Origin of the sequence: Enterobacter sp. RHBSTW-00593, assembly GCF_013784105.1 — a bacterium.
GTDB lineage: Bacteria > Pseudomonadota > Gammaproteobacteria > Enterobacterales > Enterobacteriaceae > Enterobacter > Enterobacter ludwigii.
Map to the genome: position 1 here is coordinate 3,146,328 of NZ_CP056393.1, position 20,497 is coordinate 3,166,824.

Annotated in this window: 17 protein-coding genes and 1 riboswitch; of the genes, 6 read left to right on the top strand and 11 right to left on the bottom strand. The window is 49.2% G+C overall.

What is annotated here, in order from left to right; translation table 11 throughout:
* Window positions 1-18 precede the first annotated feature (18 nt).
* From HV242_RS14905 to HV242_RS14930, 6 genes are all read right to left on the bottom strand, one after another.
* Window positions 19-240 (bottom strand): hypothetical protein, encoded by a 222-nt coding sequence (locus HV242_RS14905; RefSeq protein ID WP_181616738.1) that lies wholly within the window; start codon window positions 238-240, stop codon window positions 19-21.
* A 156-nt stretch (window positions 241-396) separates the two neighbouring features.
* On the bottom strand, window positions 397-951 hold the full coding sequence (locus HV242_RS14910; protein WP_181616739.1) for a hypothetical protein: 555 nt from the start codon (window positions 949-951) through the stop codon (window positions 397-399).
* Window positions 948-1,541, bottom strand: a complete 594-nt coding sequence (locus HV242_RS14915) for a phosphoribosyltransferase (RefSeq protein ID WP_181616740.1) — start codon at window positions 1,539-1,541, stop codon at window positions 948-950. The genes HV242_RS14910 and HV242_RS14915 overlap by 4 nt, the downstream gene beginning before the upstream one ends.
* Window positions 1,542-2,105: 564 nt before the next feature.
* Entirely contained in the window at window positions 2,106-4,676 is a 2,571-nt protein-coding gene (locus tag HV242_RS14920; RefSeq protein ID WP_181616741.1) for a DEAD/DEAH box helicase, read from the bottom strand.
* Window positions 4,673-5,575: a HamA C-terminal domain-containing protein gene (locus HV242_RS14925; RefSeq protein ID WP_065370540.1), complete on the bottom strand. Its 903-nt coding sequence runs from the start codon at window positions 5,573-5,575 to the stop codon at window positions 4,673-4,675. Before HV242_RS14925 ends, HV242_RS14920 begins: the two co-directional genes overlap by 4 nt.
* Window positions 5,576-5,790: 215 nt before the next feature.
* Window positions 5,791-7,092: a tyrosine-type recombinase/integrase gene (locus tag HV242_RS14930; protein ID WP_181616742.1), complete on the bottom strand. Its 1,302-nt coding sequence runs from the start codon at window positions 7,090-7,092 to the stop codon at window positions 5,791-5,793.
* Between the two features lie 67 nt (window positions 7,093-7,159).
* A riboswitch (TPP riboswitch) is annotated at window positions 7,160-7,256 on the bottom strand.
* A gap of 493 nt (window positions 7,257-7,749) precedes the next feature.
* Here HV242_RS14930 and HV242_RS14935 point away from each other — a divergent pair.
* Entirely contained in the window at window positions 7,750-9,126 is a 1,377-nt protein-coding gene (locus HV242_RS14935) for a diaminobutyrate--2-oxoglutarate transaminase (RefSeq protein WP_014170865.1), read from the top strand.
* An 18-nt stretch (window positions 9,127-9,144) separates the two neighbouring features.
* Complete coding sequence (locus HV242_RS14940; RefSeq protein WP_025203662.1) at window positions 9,145-10,611, top strand: pyridoxal phosphate-dependent decarboxylase family protein; 1,467 nt, start codon at window positions 9,145-9,147, stop codon at window positions 10,609-10,611.
* A 36-nt stretch (window positions 10,612-10,647) separates the two neighbouring features.
* Here HV242_RS14940 and HV242_RS14945 read toward each other — a convergent pair whose 3' ends face one another.
* Together HV242_RS14945 and HV242_RS14950 are read right to left on the bottom strand one after the other, a co-directional pair.
* Complete coding sequence (locus tag HV242_RS14945; protein ID WP_050737090.1) at window positions 10,648-11,163, bottom strand: protein disulfide oxidoreductase; 516 nt, start codon at window positions 11,161-11,163, stop codon at window positions 10,648-10,650.
* A 70-nt stretch (window positions 11,164-11,233) separates the two neighbouring features.
* Window positions 11,234-12,154 (bottom strand): LysR family transcriptional regulator, encoded by a 921-nt coding sequence (locus HV242_RS14950; protein ID WP_160890458.1) that lies wholly within the window; start codon window positions 12,152-12,154, stop codon window positions 11,234-11,236.
* 122 nt (window positions 12,155-12,276) lie between these two features.
* Here HV242_RS14950 and HV242_RS14955 point away from each other — a divergent pair, with 122 nt between their 5' ends.
* The gene (locus HV242_RS14955; protein ID WP_050737091.1) at window positions 12,277-14,055 is read left to right on the top strand and encodes an adenine deaminase; all 1,779 of its coding nucleotides are present in this window, start codon (window positions 12,277-12,279) and stop codon (window positions 14,053-14,055) included.
* A gap of 20 nt (window positions 14,056-14,075) precedes the next feature.
* Window positions 14,076-15,419: an NCS2 family permease gene (locus HV242_RS14960; RefSeq protein ID WP_050737092.1), complete on the top strand. Its 1,344-nt coding sequence runs from the start codon at window positions 14,076-14,078 to the stop codon at window positions 15,417-15,419.
* Here the strand turns inward: HV242_RS14960 and HV242_RS14965 are convergent.
* From HV242_RS14965 to HV242_RS14975, 3 genes are read right to left on the bottom strand one after another with little or no spacing between them, the layout of a single operon-like run.
* A complete protein-coding gene (locus HV242_RS14965; RefSeq protein WP_050737093.1) occupies window positions 15,416-17,614 on the bottom strand; it encodes a polysaccharide biosynthesis tyrosine autokinase in 2,199 nt (732 codons plus the stop codon). The two genes, HV242_RS14960 and HV242_RS14965, sit on opposite strands and share 4 nt — an antisense overlap.
* Window positions 17,614-18,063, bottom strand: a complete 450-nt coding sequence (locus HV242_RS14970; protein ID WP_050737094.1) for an arsenate reductase/protein-tyrosine-phosphatase family protein — start codon at window positions 18,061-18,063, stop codon at window positions 17,614-17,616. The genes HV242_RS14965 and HV242_RS14970 overlap by 1 nt, the downstream gene beginning before the upstream one ends.
* A complete protein-coding gene (locus HV242_RS14975; protein WP_047955871.1) occupies window positions 18,063-19,202 on the bottom strand; it encodes a polysaccharide export protein in 1,140 nt (379 codons plus the stop codon). Before HV242_RS14975 ends, HV242_RS14970 begins: the two co-directional genes overlap by 1 nt.
* A 490-nt stretch (window positions 19,203-19,692) precedes the next feature.
* Here HV242_RS14975 and HV242_RS14980 point away from each other — a divergent pair, with 490 nt between their 5' ends.
* Entirely contained in the window at window positions 19,693-20,025 is a 333-nt protein-coding gene (locus HV242_RS14980) for an RcnB family protein (RefSeq protein ID WP_008500887.1), read from the top strand.
* Window positions 20,000-20,455 (top strand): GNAT family N-acetyltransferase, encoded by a 456-nt coding sequence (locus tag HV242_RS14985; RefSeq protein WP_370385320.1) that lies wholly within the window; start codon window positions 20,000-20,002, stop codon window positions 20,453-20,455. The genes HV242_RS14980 and HV242_RS14985 overlap by 26 nt, the downstream gene beginning before the upstream one ends.
* The last annotated feature ends 42 nt before the right edge of the window (window positions 20,456-20,497 follow it).

Genomic DNA, 20,497 nt, shown 5'->3' on the forward strand with positions numbered 1-20,497 from the left:
ATGAGCATTTAACAGATTTTATACAATTAATAAAAGCCGCGTGACAGGATTATCCGTAAATACCCATATACCCATGACTGTTGGGGTAAATCGCTCGGAAACGGTTGTCATTAAAAATGTTGAATACAACTCAGTCAGGTCAGAGACAATTAATTCCTGAGCATCTAACGCTAATTTAGCTGAATGGTCAGCATTACGCAATTCAATCTGATACTCTTCACGTCTGGCTTCCTGCGCCATGCTCTCCTCACTACGTTCACAATTTCTTTGCAACTCGCTAAGGCACGCGTCTCGCGCCTTCTCATAGCGAGAGCGGATATCAATCAGTGCTTGTATTTCTTTTAAAATAGCCTATTAAAGCTGTTTTTTATCCATTATTAAAGTGTCCATTTTTAGTTAAATAAGTCCTATCTGCTCATTTTTTAGTCGCGCCAATCTTTCAGAAAGTTTTATTTTTTCTTCAACTTTTTCGAGCGCGGAAGCAGACATACAGCTTATCAACTTGTCTACATCTTTTGGTTCTTTGATAACAATAAACTCCTTAGACTTATTAATAAATACTACTGAATACTTTTTACGGGATAAAAGTTCAATAACATTACTTAATGTGCCAGGGCTTTTGGTATCCCACACCATGAGACCATAATCAGCGGCTTCCGCCATTTTAATATCTTTTGCGGTGAAAAATGCGCGCGTGCCAGGTGTATGATCTGTATGAACGACGTTGACGGGCCACGAGCCGAGGTTATTGCGTGGTCTTATAGAACTACTGAATACCGTAGCAGCACGACATCCCAACTGTAACAACTCCTGCTGCACGGATGAGTCAACGCCTGTTGCGTCACCGACCACAACGTTGAAATTCTTATCGACGATTTTCTTCAACCTCTCAACGATTTGAGGGGCCAATTTTTTAATGGTTATCGATCCAGCTACAAAAACGGTTTTCATTCTGGTTTCCAAGTCAGGGCCGCGACATAGATTTTATCTATTTTACTATATCCACGAAGCGCCGCAACCGCCGCCTCCATCGATACACCCGTGTGATAGAGGTCATCAATGATAAGTGCGTTGTAAGTCCCTTCAGAAGATATAAGCTCTTGATATGAAAACATATTCGATACAGCTTCAAGTTTTTCTGCTCTGGTGCTCAGATTTTTGAGAGAGGGACCACCGGCTTTTTTCAGGATTAATCCGTCAAAACAATTCATCCCAAATCCCATTTTACTTGCAAGAACTTCAGCAATTGCTGTGACTGGCTGTCTGGCTCTTGGATTAGAGGCAGCCATCGGAATGATTAGCTGAATATCCTTAAAAAGAGGAAGTGCTTTTTCAAAAAGACACTGCGCGAGTGGTTCAACTTGGTTCCAGTCATGCTGATATTTCAGCTGATAAAGTGCCTCACCAACTTCAGTACGTTCGTTATGAAACTGAGGCCGTCCATATTCATTATCACCCAAATAGGTACTTTTAATCATATGCTTATCCATTGCATATCCTAAATCCCAATTGCCAAAAATTGGCTTGATATTCACGTTCATCTGTCTTCCTTTACCGTAAGAAATGAGCAAGGAATAAACTTACAATGATTAAGATTCATCCGAAAGTGAAAAGTGTCGAGCTTGAGAGGTTGCTCCACCCTTGTGCAATAATTAGTCAACCCAAAAGTAAATCCAAATCCTGACATTTGCTTTAGAAGGGCTGTCGCGCTATCTGCGCCAGTCGATAAAGCCATGTTTACAATAATGAAGGAAAGTAATCATTGCGTACGATCTACCAAAGAGACATTTGAACAGATGAGAGAGTGGTTAGTGCAAGGTTGCACCATCAGCAGCGGTACAGTATAGATAGCGACCAGCAAAGCCACCTTCTGCCGACTTAAAACATTCGCTCATCTCTCTGATATTTTAAGATTCAGGATATCGCTGGACCGGGGTAGAAAAGATCGAGCTTAGCAGTTTAAGCATCCTGGCAGGTTTATCACCGTTGTACCGGTAGTAGAGATCAATATAGTTACAAAATTAAGTACTAACTCAAATTAAAGTGGCACACTTAAACTATGAGTTTTACCAGAGGCTATTTAACTAACCTCTGGCTTACGAAAATCATAAAAGCGAATGAATTTCCAATGAGTAAAGTTTATTTTTTTTAACCAACTCCTTAATTGTTGACTTATTTTTTATTACTAACTTGTTAGACTCAACGTTCATTTTCAAATGTTTTGAAAAATTCCTTTTGAGATATACTGCGCAATCCCTTGAAAAACCCATCATTTGCAAATGCCACACGATAGGATCATTTGATCCAAATTCGATGAACTGTGACCAATTTGCGCCTGGATTTCCATGATGAATATAAGTTAAGAGCTGACAATAATGTGAAATATAATTCTGCAATAAATATCCCACTCGCAACTCAATATCTTTAATTGTATCATTTACTAATGCTGTTATATGTGATGAATTATTGCTATCAAAAGGAATTGGTGCATTCTTTATATAAATGGTTTTGTTTTTCTTGTATATTATTGCCCCTGATATTATCTCTTGAAGGCTATTACCATACATCCATTGAGAAAGTATAAGTGCGTAATAAGGGATCGAATTAGAATATAGACGATTTTGACCAGTTGCGAACTTATCTATCTGATAAAGCTCAAAAATCAAGCTCAGCTTCGATTTAATTTCATCATATGAGGGCTGCCATGACAATTTTATTTCATTAACACTGAGTGATTTTATTTTATTAAACGCATTATACTGTGAGTCAACAGGAATATGACTATTTGCCAGAAGTATATTAAGTGGTAGATTAATATCTTTAGTGCTATTTTTTGCACTTAATACGATTTCTGGCTTACCACTGTGCTGAAAATAATTAATTAACGGAAGATGTTTCTCATCCCGCATCGTATCAATTCTAATCATATCACCTAATGTTCGCAGAAATTCAGAATTCTTAATCTTTCCTGTTTCTCCCGTTGCTATTATTTCATGCAACTCATTTAATCTTTTTTTGTCTTCAATATAAAAACTTGGCGTCAATGTTATATCATTTCTATCTGATAATAGAATGTTATTGATTGCTTTATTATCCCATATCTTAACTTCATCCCTAATACAAAAAATATCTCCTGATAATTCCATAGCTAATCGACCAGCCCTGCCTGCCAAATTCCAAAAATCAACAGGCTCTAAAGGGCTAAGGCCTTTTTTATGAGTTAGAATGAAAACAGATCTCGCAGGTAAGTTCACACCTTCGAGAAGGGTTGACGTACAAAAGAGATATTCTATATTTCCTATTTTGAAGTTATGTTCAATTAGATCTCTAATCGATTGTGGCAAATTACCGAAGTGAAAGGCAACACCGTAATTAATAGCTTCAGCAAGTTCATAATTATCATGAACAAACTCTTTAATTTGTGCTGATATCTCTATATTTTTTGGCTTTATAGCTCTGTTATTTATTTTAAGATATTTGATAAAATCCCTGGTTCTAACAAGGGTACTTTCAACACCACCACAGTATATGATCTTACTTTTTTTGTGATTTAATTTATAAATTAAATCATTCGCACTTTTATACTTGTTAAAATCCCTTTCAATTTTTTCAAGGTTTCTATCGTGTGTGTTTACAACACTAAAACTGTCATTTAATAAATCAATAAAATACATATTTTGTGCAGTGGCACCTTCTGTACTTCTATAAACATTTGATTTAGAACGATTAAAGAGAGAATTGAACACATCAGGATTTGATAGGTTAGGCGATGAGAAGAATAGCTTTGCGCCCGGATTATTATTAAGAGTCTGCTCTATTGCCGAATACGTAACAAGACTCCTTGAGTCATTCTTAGTTGTAAGTTTTTGAGCCTCATCCACAAATAAATAATCAATCTTTAGTTCAGGGATAGTACTAATAAGACTAACCAATCTTTCAGGTGTTAATATAAAAATATAACCGCTATCAACCTCGCTATCGATCATATATGATGTGGTAACTATCGTATAGCTGTTAGAGCATGCCGAATTCGCCATTTCATTTTTTAACTTAAGGGCATTTTGGCTTATTAATGCTCTTGTAGGTACGATCAACACTATATTTTTGTCATTATATTTCGACGTAATCTCTTTAATATAGGCATTAATAACAAATGATTTCCCCATTGAGGTTGGGCCAGCAAAGCTAATAGTTGAACTGTTTTTCAATAATTGATACAACTCATATTGCCTGTCCGTGAAATATATCCCATCGTCATCTGTTTTTTGTACCGATTTTTTTATTATGGAGTCTATCTCTCGATCTAAGGGTAATGAGACCCCATCAGATATTAATTTTTCAGCTGCGTATACCCCAATTCTATTTATAACCGCTGAACCTATAAATTTGAAGTATGGATCATCATTTTTGAATGCCGCTATTTTGCTTATTATTTCAAATGCACGAGTTCTATATACTTCAACATCGGAGTGAGACAAAATATCGGCAAAACGTAAAGCATGCGAGATCTTATTGGTTTCAGACAGCTCAAAATTTCTTATCGCTCCACGATCAAATAAAAACTTGTCATATAATTCACTTATATACTTATATATTTCTTTGAAATAAGGGCTCGCAAAAGCATCTTCTGCAAGGCGAGCCGCTAAATGAATATTATTAGAGCTTAATTCACTCATGAATCCCCCTCTATAGTTAACATATCTTTAATTAGCTGCTTACGCGTTATATCTATATTCGTAAAAGGGACTATATATATGTGAAACTCATGCCCAAATAATCCATGATTGATAATCTTTTTTTGTATAGTTTTAACAACACGTGAAGCATGCTCTTTAACAGATTCATTTACCCACTCTCTGAATTCTTTGGTCTTCAATGCTAAGATGGAATTATCAACTGGTAGTTCGAATCCGAGAAATATACCAAATGACAGGTCGAGATCCGGTCCATTATTACCAGAGGGTAGCAAAACTTCTTTTATCTTTTCATATCCAGCTTCTGAAACCATTTCATTTATAACATGTGTATCTATTAACCCTCTTTCAAACCCCATTCCATTAGCCTTGAAGTCAACTATAGAATCAAATGCCTCTCGAGCGCCGTCTAACAGATCGGCATACAACTTAGACTCACCAAAAATTAACTGGAAACTATCGTCTGTTTCTAATAAATGTACACCATCAGAACCTTTAATATAGTCATTTGAATCCGTTTTCAATTCCATTTTGGAAAGTAGTTTGGGAGCATTTAATCCTGCCTCAAGAAAGGCATATAAGAGCAACTCACCCAATTCACCTTCATTTGAAGTGTAACTTCGGAATTTTTGTATTGCTTCAAAGAATGGCTTAGGACTATAAGCAGGATAGTTTTGTTTAAACTCTTCAATTCGCCTATTAGAATGTACATAACTAATAATAAGTTCCCGAAGTTCTTCAACCAACTTTGAATATATGAATTGATTGCTTTCAATATTCAATATATGCAAGTTTAACGTTGATTGCTGTGGGCAAGTGTCTATTTGTACAGTCTTAAATAAGTTCAAAAACCGTTTATCAACTCGTATTGGTAGTAGCATATCCACAATACCTTCTTGTTATCATGGACAAAATTTATCATACCAAGTATATGTTGTCGATTTCTTGCACTGATTATAGATACTGTATTAATATACAGTCAAGTGATGTTTTGGTGTTTTTGTTCAAAAAATGCACTATTGGAATGGTCTGTAATACAAATAAATACTTAACTTTCACGTTATCATAGCAAAACATTCATAACGAATTTGCTATCTCAGATCCAATAAATCCCATCAATAACATAGCAAACTGATGATAGTGGAAACTTATGTAAATAGCGTTTCGTGATCCCGCCGCTCTTCTCATGGCCTACCGTCTGTTGTAGGTGAAGAATGTTGGTCACCCAACCAGCCATTGCCGCAGAGCAGACCGAGTGACGGATAGAATGCAGCAACCGTCTCTGTCCATAATCGTCCAGATAAGGAATACCCAACTGATCCCGAACATCAGCAAATACTTTACCGATCTTAGTCATGTTTGTACCTGCCACTTCTGAAAAAATCCGCTCTTTCCACTGGCGATCAACGTACTCCATGAAACCCCATTCAATTAACTTAGGATGGATGACCACCTGCCTTGTAGCGTTCTCGGTTTTCCCCTGCCCTCCTTCGGCTATCAGGAAGTAGTAACGCTGGCTATCCTCATCATATTTTATCTGTGACTTCTCCAGCTTGCCTATCTCACCTCTTCTCGCCCCCGTGTATGCCAATAATAACGTGATCCATTTTTGCCAGTTATCTGGCTGCTTGAGCGCCCACCCTACAAACTTTTTCATCTCCGCAGTGCTGTAAGCACCAAATCTCGCTTTTGAAGGTGCAGCCACTACGCCATCAGTTGGCGATTTCTGCAAAACGTCTTTGCTTTCAGTTAGAAACGTTTTGAACAGTGATTTGTAGATTTTGAGATGCTTATGGATAGCTTCAATCCCCACCAAATCATCTGGTGGCACTTCATCACATTCAATCAGCTGCTGCACTGTCATTGACCGGTAAGGCTGCACAACTCGCTTAGGGAGGTTCTCAACAACTTCCATCACCTGTTTAATGTCCTGCTTGGTGATAGCCGCGACATTGGTTTCTCCACCCAAGACAGTTAGCAACACTTCCATGTAGCGCTCATTTGCCATTGAGATCGATTTCGTCCAGTTTCGCCCCTTTTCGTCTTTGTACATCGCCCACGCATCCGTGATGGTTAGCGCTTTTTCCGGTTCGGCTGGCGGTTGAGATTCCACGATTTCAACAGGAGGAGCTATCTGCTGATAGGACAAAAGTGGATTTCTCACAGCCTTGCGTTCTGACGCAATCAGATTAGACAAAAATGATTCGAACACGAGGAGCGGCGTAGCTAATGATTTAACAAAAGGTATGTGTGGCGTAACGCCAATCATCAAAGCAGATGCTTCGCGATAGCTGTCAGTGAGAAGGGATTTCTTATACATCCTGCCATTTGAAAGCCGAATTTGCAGGTAGTAGTTGCCGTTTCGCTGAAACGTGTATGGAAGAGTTCTGTACCCCATAAATACACCCTTTTTGTACCTCAAGTGCATTGCGCACCGACAAAAAGAGAGTCAACCTCATGATAAGTAGGCCGAATTTTGGCCCCCTACGCTGGCATTATCCAGATCAGGTAATACGGGTATTTCTCAGCCTTCATTTAAGAAGGGCACCCCGAGTCATTGGTAAGAATTCACTTACATTTGGCAGATTAGGGGAAGAGTACCAGTGATGCAAGGCCTGTTGATTTCTCGCTTTCATGATTTTGTTATACCAATCAGATGTAATGAGAAGCCTGTAACCGCTATGTCCGGGAATAAAAACAACCTGTCGTGACCCCGGTATTTTGCAGGTAATGTCGAGATAATGCGCTTAAAGGGGCTATCTGCCCCCCTTAACGTCCCTCAATGGCACGATTTGTCACACACTTTTCTCTCTTTTTACAGTCCTGACAAAATACGCGTAACCGGCTGTTTTTGTTTGGCATAAAGCGCAATTTTTATTCTTAAAATGAAGATATTCCCTCCCCCGTACCGCATGTCATAAAACAGTAAACAAATTAACCATTGAGCCTCGTGACAAAAGGCTCTATATTGGCGGCGTTTTTTTCAGGCCCCCATCTGTTTTTTAACTTTTTATTCAATCGTTGCTCATAACGAAGCGGCGGTTGTAGGAGTGATATGATGACGGATAAAGTCCGTATTGACACCGTAGATGCCCACAAAAGCAACGAAACCTATCTGGCCCGTCAGGCCGAGTTTGAATCTAACGTCAGGAGTTATCCGCGCAAACTGCCTTTAGCAATCACTAAAGCAGAAGGCGTGTGGATCACCGATGCAGACAATAAAGAATACCTTGACTGTTTAGCAGGCGCAGGCACCCTTGCGCTTGGACATAACCATCCTGATGTGCTGAAAAGCATCCAAAATGTCATTACCAGCGGCTTGCCGTTACATACTCTGGATCTGACTACGCCTCTGAAAGACGCGTTCTCAGAATATCTGCTCTCTCTGCTGCCTGGTCAGGGCAAAGAGTACTGCCTGCAGTTCACCGGTCCATCCGGTGCTGACGCCGTTGAAGCGGCGCTGAAACTGGCGAAAAAAGTGACCGGTCGTAGCGGTATCATCAGCTTCTCTGGTGGTTACCACGGTATGACTCACGGCGCACTGGCCGTTACCGGCAACCTGTCTCCGAAAGAAGCGGTTAACGGTATGATGCCAGAAGTGCAGTTTATGCCTTACCCACACCAGTACCGTTGCCCACTGGGTATCGGCGGTGAGGCGGGTGTGAAAGCGCTGACCTACTATTTCGAAAACCTGATCAACGACGTTGAAAGCGGCGTGCGTAAACCTGCGGCAGTGATCCTTGAAGCCGTTCAGGGTGAAGGCGGCGTGAACCCGGCTCCGGTTGAGTGGCTGCAGCGCATCCGTAAAGTGACTCAGGAACACGGCATTCTGCTGATCCTCGACGAAGTTCAGGCTGGCTTTGCCCGTACCGGTAAATTCTTCGCCTTCGAACACGCGGGCATTGAGCCAGACATCATCGTGATGTCTAAAGCGGTTGGCGGCGGTCTGCCACTGGCGGTACTCGGCATCAAGAAACAGTTCGATGCGTGGGCACCAGGCCACCACACCGGTACCTTCCGCGGCAACCAGCTGGCAATGGCAACCGGTCTGACAACGCTGAAAATCCTGAAAGACCAGAACATCGCGGGCAAAGTGGCCGCACAGGGCGAATGGCTGAAAGGCCAGCTGAACGAGATGGCGAAACGCTATCCGGTTATCGGTCACGTTCGCGGCCTGGGCATGATGATCGGGATTGAGATCGTTAAGCCACACGAAGCGGCAGACCACATGGGTTGCTACCCGGGTGATGGCGAGCTGTCTGCACTGATTCAGAAGAAGTGCTTCGAAGCCGGCCTGATTCTGGAACGCGGTGGTCGCAACGGTATTGTTCTGCGTCTGCTGCCTTCCCTGCTGATCAGCGATGATGAGCTGAAAGTCTTCCTGGATAAATTCGAGCAGGCGCTGCTTGCTGCGGGCGTTCGCCCGGCGTAACCGGAGTTGTTGAACACGATGTCAGATTCAAACCCAATTTTGTTCTCCTCTGCGCAGAGCATTGAAGCTTACCAGCAGGCGATTGAACAAAGCACTCAGGCTGTGATGCAGTGGCTGAAACAGCCTGAGATGTATCAGGGCAAAACGGTCGCGGAACTGCGCGACCGTATTAAGCTGGATTTCAACCCGAAAGGGCTGGGCAACGAAGCGGCGATTGAACGCGCCGTGGAGTTCTTCCTGAAAGACAGCCTGTCCGTTCATCACCCGCAGTGTGTGGCGCACCTGCACTGCCCAAGCCTGGTGGTTAGCCAGGCGGCGGAAGTACTGATTAACGCCACTAACCAGAGCATGGACTCCTGGGATCAAAGCCCGTCCGCAACCATCATTGAGATCAAGCTGATCGAATGGCTGCGTACCCGCGTGGGTTATCAGGCTGGCGACGCCGGTGTGTTCACCAGCGGCGGCACGCAGAGCAACCTGATGGGTCTGATGCTGGCCCGTGATGCGTTCTTCGCGCGTCAGGGTCATTCCGTTCAGCAGGACGGCCTGGTTGGCGATCTGCGTAAAATCCGCGTGCTGTGCTCTGAAAACGCGCACTTCTCCGTGCAGAAGAACATGGCGCTGATGGGTCTGGGCTACCAGTCCGTCGTGCAGGTGAAAACGGATGAATTCTCGCGCATGGATCTCAACGATCTGGCAGCGAAAATTGAGCAGTGCAATGCTAACGGCGAGCAGATCCTGGCGATTGTTGCCACTGCCGGTACTACCGATGCAGGTGCAATCGATCCGCTGCGTGCCATTGCTGAACTGGCGGCGAAACAGAATATCTGGGTACACGTTGATGCGGCCTGGGGCGGCGCGCTGCTGATGTCTGAGCAGTATCGTCACTACCTGGACGGTATCGAGCTGGTGGATTCCGTTACTCTGGACTTCCACAAGCAGTTCTTCCAGACCATCAGCTGCGGTGCGTTCCTGCTCAAAGAAGCGCGCCACTATGAGCTGATGCGCTATCAGGCGGCCTATCTGAACTCTGAGTTCGATGAAGAAGCTGGCGTGCCTAACCTGGTGTCGAAATCTCTGCAGACGACCCGTCGTTTCGACGCGCTGAAGCTGTGGATGAGCCTGGAAGCGCTGGGTCAGGAACAATACGCGGCGATCATCGATCACGGTGTTACGCTGGCACAGCAGGTTGCGGCTTACGTGAAAGAGCAGCCTGCTCTGGAACTGGTTATGCAGCCGCAGCTGGCAAGCGTATTGTTCCGCTTCCGTGGACAGGTACAGATGGACGACGCGGGTATCGCCCTGCTGAACCAGAAAATTGGTGATGCGCTGCTGGAATCCGGCCGTGCTAACGTCGGCGTGACCGAGCATAACGGCGTCACCTGCCTGAAGCTGACTCTGCTGAACCCAACCGTGACCCTGGAGGACATTAAAGTCCTGCTGTCGCTGGTTGAGCGTACCGCACAGGAAGTTCTGGCGAAGTAATATCCAGCCCCTCTTCCGCCGGAAGAGGGGCTCTCTTTACAGCCCTGCCCACCACAGTCTGAGCTTCATTCCCCAGTAACTTGTCCACCCCGTGGTGGTACTGACCACTTTCCCCTTCGACACGATCACCAGCGTCGGTGTTACGCTCACCTGCCACGCCTGCGACAGCGCACCGTTGGTATCGTTGACCACCGGCATGACCAGCTGTTTCTTGTCGATCCAGCGCGCCAGCTTTGCATCGTCGCCGGAACGCATGGCGATACTCACGACGTTGCCACCCTGTTCTGCCAGCGTATTGACCGAGGGCGTCGTAAACCGGCAGATGCTGCACCAGGTTGCCCATACGTATATCAGCAGCGGGCGTTCCTGGCTGAGTGCCGTTATATCGTGGAGCTTTCCGTCGATGCTGTGCATCGGTGCAGCGCTAAAGCTGGCGGGGAGTGTGGGCTTGCGGTATTGATCCACGCCCCACATTACGGCCAGCGCGAGCAGAAAGAAGATGATCCCTTCCCGCGCCCAGCGGCGCAGTCGACTGAATTTGCGGTTTTCCATTGTGACCTCTTGATGAATCGACGGTCATCTTAGCGAGCAATGCGCCATCACGCTGTAAAGAAGTGTCGGGTCATTTCGTTCGCAACGTGTCGGCCATCAGCGTAAAGCAGGATTCGATAAGCGGAGGAAGCGGCTGCGGGGCACGCATTAACGCCACCGTGCGGGCCAGGGCCGGTTGTTGAAGATGTACCACCCTGAGCTGCGGGTCCTGGAGGTGCGTGGTATAGAGCTGCGGTAAAATCGCCACGGCGAGTTTCGAGCGCACCAGACCATACAACGTTTCGATGTAGTCCACCTGATAGCGTGTCGGCAACGACAAACGGTGGCTTTCCGCGAGCGCCGCAACCAGACGCTGAATATTACCTTTTGAGAACACGGCGATATCCCGCCCTGCCAGTTGCTTCCAGGGCAGGTGCGCCGACGCGGCCAGCGGATCGTCGCTGTGAATGACCGCGACAAACGGGTCATCCTGTAAGGGAAACACGTTCAGCTGGTCGGGAACCGAGTTATCGAGCGCACCAATGCCGAAATCAATCTGCCCTTTCAGCAGCTGGGCCACCAGCGCATCGTTGGTTTGATCGTGAAATTCCACCCTGAGGCGGGGAAAAGCCTGCGCGAGCGTCCGGGGCAACAAGGGGAACAGCAGCGAACTCACGGAAGGGATCAGCCCGATACGCACCGTTCCTTCGCCGCCCGCCTGAACAATGTGCTGCATGTCGTCAAACGCAAGCTGCGCCACGCTGAGCACCCGCTGCGCGTGCGGCAGGATGGCATTGCCAAGCTCCGTCAACGTCACGGCCGAGGCGGTCCGGTTAACCAGTTTACCCCCAAGCACCGTCTCGATTTGCCGCAACGCACTGCTGAGGGCCGGCTGGCTGATAGCCAGTTTGCTGGCGGTATCAGTAAAATGACGCAGTTGCGCCAGAGTGACAAAATACTGTAGCTGTCGAAGAGAGAGCGCGGGCAAGCGCTGCCAGGGTTCCGTCATGATTATCCATTACACGCGTCACAGAATAACCCGGGGTTATCGGGCCATAAGTTTTATCAGCTGGGCAAACGTTTGCCGTGTGCATAGAGTAGCGTCATTATTTTGATGCTGGAACTGTTAATTGCATGACTGCTGAAACCCGACGCCGCGCCGTTCAGGCTGCACGAGGCGAAATGCCCTTTGACCTGCTCCTCACCGATACCCGTATTGTGGATATGGTCACCGGTGAGATCCGCGAAGCGGATGTCGGTATCGTGGGCTCACTGATTGCCAGCGTCCATCCGCGCGGCAGCCGCAACGACGCACATGAGACTCACGCGCTGAACAACCAGTTTCTGTCGCCAGGGCTGATGGATACCCACGTCCACCTTGAAAGCTCCCATCTTATGCCCGCCCGCTACGCGGAGATTGTACTTGCACAGGGCACCACGGCGGTCTTCTGGGATCCGCATGAACTGGCCAACGTGCTGGGCATTGACGGCGTCCGTTTTGCCATTGAGGCCAGCCGCAATCTGCCGCTGCAGGTGATGGTCGCCGCGCCTTCAAGCGTGCCCTCAACGCCCGGCCTGGAAATGTCCGGGGCGGATTTTGCCGGAGACGAGATGAACACCCTGCTTGGCTGGCCGGAAGTGCGCGGTGTGGCTGAAGTGATGGACATGCACGGGGTGCTTAATGGCAGCCAGCGTATGCTTGAAATTATGCAGGCCGGGCTCGACAGCAGAAAGCTGATTGAAGGCCATGCCCGCGGTCTCAGCGGTGCGGATTTACAGGCTTATCTGGCAGCAGGCGTGACTTCTGACCATGAGTTAACGTCAGCTGACGATGCGCTGGAAAAACTGCGTGCCGGGCTGACGCTGGAGATCCGCGGTTCGCACCCTTATCTGCTGCCCGATATTGTCAGCGCCCTGAAAACGCTCCCCCATCTTTCGTCTCACATCACGGTTTGTACCGATGATGTTCCGCCAGACATCCTCATGGAAAAAGGCGGGATCATCGCGCTGCTGAACCTGCTGATTGAACATGGATTAGCGGCCACCGACGCACTGCGTTTTGCAACGCTCAATGCGGCCATACGCCTGCAGCGTAACGACCTGGGGCTGATTGCCGCCGGGCGTCGCGCGGATCTGGTGGTGTTTGACTCGCTGGATAAACTGACGGCGCGCCAGGTCTACGTCGCCGGAAAGCTGATTGCCCGGGACGGGGCAACGCTCGAACCCGTTGCTGATACGCCTCTTACGTTGCCGCGTGATACCGTACGGTTGTCTGCCCTGACCGCTGATGATTTTTGCATGCGCATTGGCAACGCGAACCATGGCGTGGCTCGCTTGCGCCACATCTGCGGCGCGCGCTTTACCCGCTGGGGTGAAACAGATGTGCAGGTGCGCAACGGGTGCGTGCAGATCCCGGACGGCTTTAGCCTGATCTGGGTTCAGCATCGCCATGCCCGTCATGCAGCAAAACCGCAAATTGCCCTGCTTGAAGGCTGGGGGGAACTGCGCGGGGCGATTGCCACCAGCTACTCGCACGACTCTCACAACCTGGTGGTTTTGGGCCGCGATCCGAACGATATGGCGCTGGCTGCCAATACGCTTATCAACAGCGGTGGTGGCATGGCGCTGGCGCAACAGGGTGACGTGATTGCCCACGTTGCCATGCCGATTGCGGGCATGCTGTCGGAACTGCCACCTGCCGAGCTGGCGCTGCAGTTCAGGACGCTGCGCGATCGCAGCAGTCTGATTGCCGACTGGGAACCGCCGTATCGTGTCTTTAAGGCCATCGAAGGAACCTGCCTTGCCTGTAATGCCGGGCCACATTTGACCGATCTTGGACTGACCGATGGCAGCACGCGCCAGATTGTCGATCCGCTGATTTCTTACCGGGAAACCCCGGACAACACACAATAATACCGAAGGAGAGCCGGATAATGGCCGACAATACCGTGAATTCGCCAGCACCAGGGCGCTGGCTTGAACGTCGTTTTGCACTCCGTGCACGCGGGAGCACCGTGCGCACCGAGTGCCTGGCGGGTATCACCGGTTTTCTCGCCGCCGCCTATTTGCTGGTGGTGATCCCGGGGCTGCTGGCCGTGGGAGGAATGGACAAAGGCGCCGCGACCACGGGCACCATTCTGGTCTTCGTTGCCGGGACGCTGCTGATGGCGTTTTACGCCAACCTGCCGTTTATCGTCGGGCCAGGAATTGGTGGCTCGGTGCTGGTCGGGGTGACGCTTGCGGGCAGTGAAGGCATTGGCTGGCAAATTGGTCTGGGTATCGCCTGCTGGTCGGGGATTTTATTCTTCCTGCTGACCCGGTTTGGCCTGCGTGAAGTGGTGACCCGCTCGGTGCCGCAGTCCATCAAGCTGGGGCTGACGGCCTCCATCGGGCTGTTTGTCGCCGTACTCGGTTTCCGTAACGCCGGGCTGGTGCTGGCGAATGCCAAAACGAACGCACTGATGCTGGGAGATTTTTTATCACCCGGTGCACTGGTGGCGTTACTCGGCCTGTTCCTGGCTATCGGCCTGCAGGCTCGTCGTATTCCGGGTGCGATCCTGTGGGCTATCCTGCTCGCGACCCTCGTGGGTATTCCGATGGGCGTCACGAAATTACCCGCCAGTTTTATCGATGTGCCCCACTCCATCGCTCCCGTCCTTGGGCATGTCGATATGCTGGGCGCGCTGAATATTGCTTTTCTGCCATTCCTGTTTGTCTTCTTCGCCTCCGAGTTTTTCTCCACCATGGGAACAACGCTGGCGGTGGGCGGGGAAGCAGGGCTGCTGGATGAAGAAGGCAATATGCCAAACATTAACCGCCCGTTTATGGTGGACTCCATTGCCGCCGCGATTGGCCCGTGGGTAGGCATTCCTGCCGCCACGGCGCTGATTGAATCGTCCGCAGCCGCGGAAGCTGGCGGCAAAACCGGCATGACCGCGCTGGCCGCGGCGGTAATGTTCCTGCTGATGCTGCTGTTTACCCCTGTGGCGCTGATGATCCCGAAAGAAGCCACAGCGCCCGCCCTGATCCTCATCGGGCTGAATATGTTTAGCGGTTTACGTAAGGTTGATCTGGCGAACTTCACCGACGGCTTGCCGGTGTTGATGATGGTGATGATTACGCTGATTGCCAACAGTTTCGGGACCGGTATTGCGGGCGGGCTGCTGTATTATATCGTTATCAAAGCGATTGCCGGGAAATGGCGCGATATCCCCGTCGGTCTGTGGATCCTCGCCATTCCCCTGGTGTATTACTTCGCCACGCTGGTGAAGCACTAACCCTCACGCCGCTTTTCCTTCGGGGTATAGCCGTAATCGAAATGGCTATACCCCGCGCTGTAATACAGCGCCGCAGATTTCACGATATCATTGAGAATGGCACCGTTCACCTGCACCCCCATCTGCTGCAGACGCTTTACACAGTTTTCCGTCTCTTTCACGTTGGTTTTACCAAAGCGGGCAACCAGTAACGTGGTTGCAGCCACTCTGGCAATCAGCACCGCATCGGTCACGGCCAGCACCGGCGGTGTATCAACGATAACAACGTCATAGTGTGCATTCATCCCCGACATCACCTCCTGGAAGCGTTCTCCCATGAGCAGCTCCACGGGACGTAATGGCTGGGGACCGCAGGTCAGAACATCAAATCCCGCCTTATCAACGCGCTGGATCGCCTCCTGCCATGCCACATTTCCCTCAAGGACAGCGGATAATCCGTGATGGTTGTTCAGCTTAAAGAGATTATGCACATAGCCTTTACGCATATCCGCATCGATAAAGAGCACCCGCTTTCCGGCCTGAGCCGCTATGGATGCCAGTGACGTGCTGACCAGCGTTTTGCCGCAATTCTGCGTGGGGCCCGTAATCACCACGATCTGGTTTGAGGCATCCATCATCGTGAAATGCAGGCTGGTACGCAGTCCGCGCATCGCTTCAACAAACATATCCGCTGGCCGGTCTGTGGGCAGGAAGGGGATATCCGAAGTTTTGTGTTTCCCGTGGGGCGCCAAAAAGTGCTTTCGGCGCAAATGCGTTTTTTTCCACAGCCAGACCGAGCGCGGCAGCGTCGCCAGAACCGGCATCCCCTGCTCTTCTATTTGCTCTGACGAGGTGATCCCTCGCCGACAGGCAGTACGAACCAACACCCAGCCCATGGAGACCATCAGCCCTAACAGCACGCCAGGCAGAATAATGAGCGCTTTACGGGGTTTTATTGGCTCAGGTTGCGTAACCGCGGTATCAATGATCCGCACGTTGCCGATGGCGCTGGAGCGTGAAATGTTCAGTTCCTGTTGGCGTGTCAGCAGCTGCAGGTAAATGGTACGCCCGGACTCGACATCACGGCTCAGGCGCAACACTTCCTGCTGGGTAGAAGGCATAGATGAAACCCGGCTGTTCAGGCGCGCGCGTCCCTCTTCGAGCGTTTGTCGCTTCTCCCGTAATGCGCGATAGGTCGGGTGATCCTTTTTGAAAAGCTGAGAAACCTCTGCCTCACGAAAAGTCAGTTCGTTGAGCTGATTTTCCACGTTAACGACCTGATCCAGTACGGACTTCGCCTCAAGGGATAAGTCGACGGAATCGCGCTTCGCCCGATAGGCATTCAGTCGTGCTTCGGCCTCATCCAGTTCGTGACGGACCTTAGGTAACTGCTCCTGCAAAAACGCCAGACTTCGGGAATCCTGCGCCTCCTGGCGCGCAATATTCTGGTTGAGATAATTTTCAGCAATCGTATTGAGCACCACCGCTATCCTGTCCGGGTCTTCACCCGTCAGCGTCAGGGTGATCATACCGCTCTGTTTACCGGATTCCGCGACAAAGAGTCTCTTCTGCAGCGCGTTAATTGCCTCAAGCCTGGTAAAGGCTTGAAGGGTAAATTGGGTCCCCGGCTCCGCGCTGAGCGAGGTCACCAGAAGCGTGACCCCGTCTTTCACCAGCCGTTTGCCAACCCTACCGTCAGCCTTAAGCGTCTCCCCTTCCAGGCGATACCGGCCCTGCTCCAGCACGGTCAGGACAACCACTTGCGGTTTTCCCTCCTGCTGGGGCAGGGTAAGCTCACCTATCGTCATGTTGCCCGGTTTACTGCCGCGTAGACGTTCCCAGAGGCGCCCCACAACCGGGAGAACGCGCTGTTTTACCTGATATGTCAGCCCCAGATTATCAACGGTTCCCCCCAGGATCATGCGCGATTTAAGCAGCAACAGTTCAGGTTCGGCGTCGGGTGAAAGGTCAGACCCAAACTGGCTTAAGTTTTTAAGCAACGAGTTGTCCTGCTTTGCTTCTATCTGTACCAGGGCATCCGCCTGGTAGACCGGCGTGGCGCTAAACGCGTAGAGCCCCGCGCACACCGTAAACAGGAGCGTGACCAGCCCGATTAGCATGCGGTGATCAATCATCTCAGCAAATAGCTGCATAAGATCGATTTCATTACTGTGCGGTGCGGCAGCACCGTATTTGTCTGATGTATGAGAAGACATTAATGCTTAATTCCTTTTTGACCCACACGACGAGCCCATTCCTGACTGGCTTTTACCAGCTGCCCGAAAACATATTCAAACGCTTCACGACTTTTGCGGTAAGGATCGGGAATGTCCCTGTTTTCCAGCCATTGGCCAAACAGCAGCGATTTTCCGCGACATTCGGGCGACACAGCGGCAATAAAACGCAGGTGCTCCGGCTCCATCACCAGAATTAAATCGGAAGTTTGCAACATGCTGCGCGTCATCTTGCGTGCCACGTGCCCCTCCAGCGAAACGCCGTAACACCGGGCCACCTCCCGTGCAGTTGCATCCGCCGGGCGTCCTTCAAATCCGTAAATCCCAGCCGATGTCACAAGTCTGCCGGGCAGCTGTTGTCGCAACAGCCGCTCCCCCATCGGCGAACGGCAAATATTGCCGGTGCAAACCACTAAGATTGAGTTGAACATTATTGCGGCCATGAACGGATGAAGCGGACGGTTTCGGTCAGGTCATGGACACCGCTGATGGTAGGTACCAGCTGTGTGATCACGCGATTCCAGCGTGACAACGGCGCGGTGGTGACGTAGACAATGTCATACGGTTCAAGCTGGAATTCCGTCCCCAGTACCATCGCGGAGGCATCCTTCGCATTGAGCTGATAGATATTGGCAATTTTGTCCGTCGCCCCTTTTTTCGCTACCGAGCGAATAACAAAAATCCCGGTTGCATCGGCCATATTCTGATCCAGCCCACCTGCATTCCCCAGGGCTTCCGCCAGGGTCATTCCGCTACGATCCATCTTCAATGTGCTCTGCTTCACCACCTCGCCCATCACGAACACTTTTAAGGCATCGTTACGCGGAACAAAGAGGATATCGCCCGGATACAGCAGCTTATTCTGGCTTAAATCACCATGCTGCATCAGCGCATAGAGCGAAAGGCGCGCGTCCTGGCCATTATGCGTGAGAACCACGTTACGCCAGTCGGCATCCGCTGAAAGCCCACCTGCGGCGTTGACCGCGTCCATTACCGTCAACGGAATATTGGTTATCGGTTGCTGGCCTGATTTTGCCACCTCTCCTGTCACATAGGCTTTTTGTGAGCGGAAAGACGCCACGCTGACATCCACCTGCGGGCTCTCAATAACCTTCTCCAGTTGCGCGGTGATTGCTTCACGCACCTGCGCGACCGTTTTGCCTGCAACATGCAATTTTCCGACGTAGGGATAGAAGAGCGTTCCATCCGCATTCACCCAGTTACCCGCGTCACTCGCGGTACGATACTGCCCTGCGGGCGTGGTTAATTCCGGATGATCCCAGACGGTGACCGTCAGGATGTCGCCGGTGCCTATGCGGTATTCCCAGTTTTTGACCTGCTCATCCAGAGTAGGATTTGCCTGAGATTTGAGGACAGGCGGTCGCAATTTTTCAATGAGCGCCGGGGTCAGGGGATAAATTTCCACGTGTTGATCGAGCTGATAATTCGCTTCTCCGTCAGCCATGACTTTTTTCCCGGTAATGCTGAGATCCTGACCTGGCGAAAATACGCAACCAGTTAACTGGCCGACTGAAAGAAATAAAAGTGAAAATAGCGTTGTATTTTTCATTTATATAAAAAGTTCTTTTATTGTTGTGTTTGTTGTTAAACAGATAAAAAATAAATTCATTTACATTAAAATTTTCAACGGGTTATTGTTTTAGCGGACGTATTACAAAAAACAGACAACGTTTCCCTTCCTGGCGATAAAAAAAGCAAAATCGTTCCCATTCTTTTGAAAAAAATGGAAAGAGATTGATGTCATACGGAGGCGATATTAAATGTTCTTACGTGGGAAAGCATGCGTTGAACAGTCCATTTGCGAAGTGAGAAGGTATTTTCAGAATTGATTAATGAAATAATAAATATTGGAAATATCAAATTCGGGAGATATTGACTGTAGTGATACTGCGCGCGTCATTACGACTACACAAAACCGTCCACTTTTGTTACATTTTTTTTCAAACACACCATGCTTTGGTACTTAAAATGGACTGTCTGCCTCGCGTTCCATGAACCCGCAGACGAAAAGTATCTGTAACGATATCACTGGAGAAAAAATGGCTAAGCGTAAATTGCTGCTTCTGGGTGTATTACTGTCTCTGGCGGGTTCCGCATTTTCTGCCCCGCAAACCGCCGCTGCGCCATCAGGCATTAAAGCCTATGAGGAACAAGAGTTCATCGCTGATTTCACCAAATTCAAGATTGGCGACACCGCACCGGCGCAGTATCAAACGCCTGAGTACACCATTAAACAGTACCAGCTGCGTAACCTGCCGGCCCCGGATGCGGGTACCCACTGGACCTATATGGGCGAGAACTACGTCCTGATTGGCGATGCCGATGGCAAAATCTACAAAGCCTACAATGGAGATATCTTCTATCACCGCTAATGACATTTTAATCCGGCCCTGGCAGGAGAGCGATCGCCCCTTTTTGCGAACACTCTATCTCCACGCGCGGCGCGAGGCCTGGCCATGGCTGGACGGTTCCGAGTGGCAGCTTGAAGACTTTGACGCGGCAACCCGCGATGAAGTGATTTGGGTGGCCGTTCAGGACGGGCATCGACTGGGTTTTGCGTCGGTGTGGACGAACGACAATTTCCTGCACAATCTGTTTGTCGATCCGCAGTATCAGCGTCTCGGGGTCGGTCATTTGCTCCTTGAACAGGTGCAAAACGCGTTCACCAGTACGGGTTCGCTGAAGTGTCTGGTAAAGAATGACAGGGCTGTTGCCTTTTACCAGCGCCATGGCTGGCATATTGAAGCGAAGGGTGACTCGCCGGAAGGCGAGTACTTTTTAATGCATTACGTACAGCGTTAAACGCGGGTGACGCTTCGCTGAGCTGGCCTACAACACGTTATC